Origin of the sequence: Patulibacter medicamentivorans, from assembly GCF_000240225.1 — a bacterium.
In the GTDB taxonomy this organism is placed as follows: domain Bacteria; phylum Actinomycetota; class Thermoleophilia; order Solirubrobacterales; family Solirubrobacteraceae; genus Patulibacter; species Patulibacter medicamentivorans.
In genome coordinates this window covers 1-4917 of sequence record NZ_AGUD01000085.1, presented here as the reverse complement: position 1 = coordinate 4917, position 4917 = coordinate 1, and the positions used below count along the sequence as shown (strand labels likewise).

Here is a 4917-nt window from a genome sequence, read left to right as displayed (position 1 = left end):
CCGGGGCGCCCGGCGGGCGCCGGTGACCGCGGCGGTCCCGCGGGCGGCGGTCGCGGACCGGCGTTCGGGCCGGCTGGGCCGATCTCCTCCGGGTTCGCGGTCGGCGGGCCCCCGATGGGCGGGCCGCCGTCGCCCTCGGCCGACGACGTCGCCCGTGCCGAGCTGAGCTTCCTGGCCGAGTGCCAGGCGGCGGGCCGCGAGAGCGCCGGCCTGCTGGAGGACGCCCGGATCGCCGACCTCTTCGCCCACGAGCCCCACCGCCAGGCGGCCGCGGCGCTGCGCGACGCCCTGCGCCAGGAGCGACCGCCGGTGGCGGCGGATCCGCTGGTGCAGCGGGTCCTCGACGGGATCGCCGCCAGCGCCGCCCAGGTCGGCCACCCCTCGGTCGCCGCCGCCGAGCTGGCCGGCCTGCGCGTCGAGCTGGGCGCGGTCACCCGCGCGCTGCGCCGCGGGGCGGGCACCGCGCCGGGCGACGACCTGGTCAACCGCCGCCTCGAGTTGCAGCAGCGCGTCAACCACGGGATCGGCGAGCTGCTGAAGGGCCCGCGGCGCGGGGCGTGAGCCGCCGGAGGGCGGCTGGCGGCGGTCCCGCAAAACGCAGAAGCCCCCGCCTCCGCGAGGGCTTCAAGCTCCGGGGGTGGGACTCGAACCCACAACCCTTCGATTAACAGTCGAATGCTCTGCCATTGAGCTACCCCGGACCGCTGCTGCCGGCATGCTACGGGATCGCGGCGCGGATCGACGTCTGGGAGCCGGCGAGGGCCTCGACGAGCGGCGCGGCGCGCTGCGCGCCGTCGCCGGCGGCGACCCAGGCGGCGATCTCGGCCGCCCGCTCGCGGTAGCGGGGATCGCCGATCGCGCGCAGGACCGCGGCCCGCAGCACCCGCCCGCCGGCCAGCCGCTGCGGCAGGCGGATCCCGGCGCCCGACCAGGCCAGGCGGGCGGCGTTCTCGTACATGTCGCCGGCGGCCGGGATCGCGACCACGGGCTTGCCGGCGGCCAGCGCGCGCAGCAGGGTCCCGTGGCCGGCGTGGCAGAGGACGACGTCGGCGTGCGGCATCACCTGGGCGTAGCTCATCCACGGCACCAGGCGGGCGTTGGCCGGGACCTCGAGCGCCGGCAGTCGCTGCGCCGCCGCGGCGCTGGTGCGGTTCTGGGCGGCGAGGATCCGGACCGGGGCGTCGGCGAGCCCGCGCAGGGCCGCCCGCAGCAGCAGCCCGTCGGGGTCCTGCGAGGTCGACGGGGCGACGACCACCAGCGGGTCGTCGCCGGGCGGCAGCTCGACCGGCTCCGACGGCGGCTCCCAGACGAACGGCCCGACCAGGTGGGTGTGGGGGAGCGCTCGCCGGCGCGGGTACTCCAGCTGCGGCACGCTCCCGACCAGCACCAGCCGCTCGCTGATCCCCCCGTGGCGGCGCTCCTGCGGCGGCAGGCCGACGCGGGCGCGAGTCTCGTTGAGCTCGTTGCGACCGCGGTCCAGGGACCAGCCGACCAGCGCGTTGGGCCCGGCCCACAGCGCCCGCCCGAGCAGGCCGGCCGGGCGCGCGCCCGAGGAGTACGGCGGCCAGCCCGGCTCGCCGCGCGGGTCGACGTGGGGGATCAGGGTCGCCACCGGCACGCCGCAGCGCTCGCTGGCCAGCGCCGGGGCCAGCGTCAGGATGTCGGCGACCGTGGCGTGCGGCCGGATCTCCCGCACCAGCGGGACCGTGTCGACGGTCGCCCGCGCGACGGCCGCGTAGGGCTTCAGCGGCTCCTGGCCGAGCTGCGGGAAGACCTGGTACTCCGGCGCGGCGGCGAACCGCATCCCCGCCGCCTCGACGTCGTCCTGCCACCTGCTCCAGGTCTGCAGCCAGACCTCGTGGCCCCGGGCGGCGAGCCGCGCGCCCAGGGCCATCATCGGGAAGGCGTGACCGGGGTCGCCGAACGCGCCCAGCAGCAGCCGCAGCGGGCTCGGGGACGTCACGCCGGGCGCGCGGCTAGACCGCGGCGAGGGCGGCGGCCAGCTCGCGCATCTGCTGGATCCGGCCGTCCTTGGTCGGGGTCACCGGGGTGGCGATGATCGTGTCGACGCCCGCGTCCTTGTAGATCCGCAGCCGCTCGGTGACGTGCTCGCGGGTGCCGAACAGCGCGACCGCGTCGATCAGCTCCGGCGGGATCGCCGCCATCGCCTCGAGCTTCTTGCCCTCCAGGTACAGGTCCTGGATCTCCTTGGCCGCGTCGCCGAAGCCGTAGCGGGTGACCGCGGCGTTGTAGAAGTTCTTCTCGCGCGAGCCCATGCCGCCGACGTAGAGGGCGGTGAAGCCGCGCAGCATCCCCTCGGCGCCGCCGTCGGGGTCGGGGCCGATGTGGACGTTGACGCTCGGGCAGACGGCGACCGCGTCGGCGGGGCGCCCGGCCTTCTCCTGCCCGGCGCGCAGCGGCGCGAGGGCGGTGTCGGCGTGCTCGGGGGCGAACATCATCGGCAGCAGGCCGTCGGCGATCTCGCCGACCAGCTCGGTGTTCTTGGGGCCGATCGCCGCGATGTAGATCGGGATCCGCTCCTGGATCGGCGTGATCGTGAGCTTCAGCGCCTTGCCGGGGCCGTCCGGCAGCGGCAGCTCGATCGTCTCGCCGTGGAACTCGAGCCGCTCGCGGGCGAGCGCCTTGCGCAGGACCGCGACGTACTCGCGCGTGCGCAGCAGCTGCTTGCCGAACCGCTGGCCGTGCCAGCCCTCCGCGACCTGCGGCCCCGAGGTGCCGAGGCCGAGCACGAAGCGCCCGTCGGAGAGGTTGTCGAGCGTCGCGGCCGTCATCGCCGTCATCGCGGCCGAGCGGGCCGGGATCTGGAAGATGCCCGAGCCGAGCTTGATGGTCGATGTCTGGCCGGCCAGCCAGCCAAGGATCGTCGCGGCATCGGAGCCGTAGGCCTCAGCCGCCCAGACCGAGTCGAAGCCGAGTCGCTCGGCCTCCTGGACGATCTCGAGCTGGTCCTGGCGGGTGAGGCCGAGGCCCCAGTACCCGAGTTGCACGCCGAGCTTCATCTGCAATCTCCCGTTCACCGGCAGGTCTGCCGTTGTCCTCGTCGACGGGCGCGCCTACTGTGGGCGGGCCGTACCGTCGTGCACTCTACGTCAGACCACGGTTCCAGAATGATCAGCCGCCGCCGCACCGCCACCGCCATCCACGACCTGCGTCGCACCATCGACTGCCTGCCGCTGCACACGCGGCAGGCGATGCTCGAGGGCGTGCGCCGGGATCCGATCATCGTCGGGGCGTACACCGACGGCGACGGCGGCGTCTGCCCGATGCTCTCGGCGCACCGTCGCGGCGGCCGCACCAGCTTCCTGGCCTTCGCCCGCACCTGGGACCGCTTCACCTCCGCGCCCAGCCGCGGGTCGCGTCCGGCGACCCCGCGCGAGCTGCGGATCCTCGAGCGCCACCTGGAGGCGAGCATCGCCGCCGACGTCGACGCCGGCAGCAACACGCCGCTGGGCGACGTGATCGCCGAGCACCGCGACCTGGTCGCCACCCGCCGGGTCGTGCGCCGCCGCGCCGCCGCCCAGCCGTCGCTGGCCGACGCGATCGCCGAGCACCGCGCCCTGGCCGACCGCAGCGCCCTCGAGGGCGAGCACGAGGTCCCGCAGGAGGCGCCCCGCCGCCGTCGCGGCACCGGCGTCCGCCTGCCGGACTGGATGCGCCCGATCGGCTCGATCGAGGACTACGAGCTGGCGATCGCCGAGGTCGATCGCCAGCGGGTCCGCCTGGGCCTGGTCGGCGACACCGCCGGCCCGCTCGCGGCCGAGGATCCGGCGGTCGCGGTCGACGGCGACACGCGCCGCCCGGTCGCCCACTAGCTGTAAGGGCTAGGGACGTTGTTCCGGTCAGGTGCCGGGTCCCGCAGGGACCCGGCAGGCCGGAGGTCTGCCGTTCAAGGCGGCGTGGGGTCGCTGGTGGTTGTAGTAGACCAGCCAGCCCTCAAGCGCGGCAGTTCTCTCCATTGACGACCCGTAGATCGCGCCGTAGGCCCACCCGTTTTGCAGGGTGCGGATGAACCGCTCGGCCTTGCCGTTGGTCTGCGGCCGATAGGCCCTGGAGCGCGTGTGCCGCAAACCAGCAAGGCGCAACGCCAGTGCGAAGGCCGTCGATTTATAGGCGGCACCGTTGTCGCTGTGGATCCGCTGGATCTCGATCCCGTGGCGCTTGTAGAACGCCCGCATCCGGGCCAGAAACCCCACGGTGGTGGACGCCTTCTCGTCCGGCAGCACCTCGGCGTAGGCCAAGCGGGTGAAGCCGTCGATAGCAACATGCACGGCCTCCCAGCCGATGGTTCGGCGCTCGCGGCCGGCAGCGTCGACGACGCGCTTGGCGTCGTGTCGGCGGGTACCCGTAACACGGTGGCCAGCACCGTTCTGGATCCGACCGAGCTTCTTCGTGTCGATGTGGACCACCTCGCCCGGCCGAGAGACTTCGAACCGGCGTGCGGGCTCCAGTCCGATTCGGCCCAGCCGCCCGAGGCCTTCGCGCTTGAGCACTCGGGAGACGGTCGAGCTGGGCATGGAGAGCAGCTCGGCGATCTGCGGACCCGAGAACCGCAGGGTCCGAAGCAACCGAATCGTTTCGACTCGCTCCGGGGGCGTTGCAGTGGGCGAGTTCCGAGGACGACTCGATCGATCCCGAAGGCCAGCTGGCCCCTCGGCCTGCCAGCGCTGCCACCACTTGCGACAGGATCGCTCGCTCGCTCCGATCGCTTCCGCGATCTCCGCGAACGAGCGATCCTGCCGACGCAGCTCGACGATGCGTTCTCTTCCGCGCAACGACAGCGCGGCGTTACCGTGAAGGTCCATCCGGGTGCTCCCTCGGGTGCTCGGTGTCTCGCAACTCCCAGCCTCCCGAACGGAGCACCCCGGATGGAACAACGTCCTTAGGACCTACAACTAG

General features: G+C 74.0%; 4 protein-coding genes, 1 tRNA gene and 1 pseudogene. 2 read left to right on the top strand and 4 right to left on the bottom strand.

Going from position 1 to position 4917, the window contains the following annotated elements:
• Window positions 1-561: pseudogene (locus tag PAI11_RS07875) on the top strand (hypothetical protein); the annotation flags it as partial.
• Window positions 562-629: 68 nt separating this feature from the next.
• On the opposite strand, the gene PAI11_RS07870 reads toward PAI11_RS07875, so the two are convergent.
• The 3 genes from PAI11_RS07870 to PAI11_RS07860 all read right to left on the bottom strand — a co-directional run bounded on the left by PAI11_RS07870 (window position 630) and on the right by PAI11_RS07860 (window position 3020).
• A tRNA-Asn gene (locus PAI11_RS07870) sits at window positions 630-701 on the bottom strand.
• Window positions 702-718: 17 nt separating this feature from the next.
• The gene (locus tag PAI11_RS07865) at window positions 719-1963 is read right to left on the bottom strand and encodes a glycosyltransferase (protein WP_007572755.1); all 1245 of its coding nucleotides are present in this window, start codon (window positions 1961-1963) and stop codon (window positions 719-721) included.
• Window positions 1964-1976: 13 nt separating this feature from the next.
• Window positions 1977-3020 (bottom strand): LLM class F420-dependent oxidoreductase, encoded by a 1044-nt coding sequence (locus PAI11_RS07860; protein WP_007572753.1) that lies wholly within the window; start codon window positions 3018-3020, stop codon window positions 1977-1979.
• A gap of 108 nt (window positions 3021-3128) precedes the next feature.
• Between PAI11_RS07860 and PAI11_RS07855 the strand changes: the two genes are divergently transcribed.
• Window positions 3129-3833, top strand: coding sequence for a hypothetical protein (locus PAI11_RS07855; protein ID WP_007572751.1), 705 nt, complete (start codon window positions 3129-3131; stop codon window positions 3831-3833).
• A gap of 27 nt (window positions 3834-3860) precedes the next feature.
• On the opposite strand, the gene PAI11_RS07850 is transcribed toward PAI11_RS07855, so the two are convergent.
• Entirely contained in the window at window positions 3861-4823 is a 963-nt protein-coding gene (locus PAI11_RS07850; protein WP_040599117.1) for an IS481 family transposase, read from the bottom strand.
• Window positions 4824-4917 lie beyond the last annotated feature (94 nt).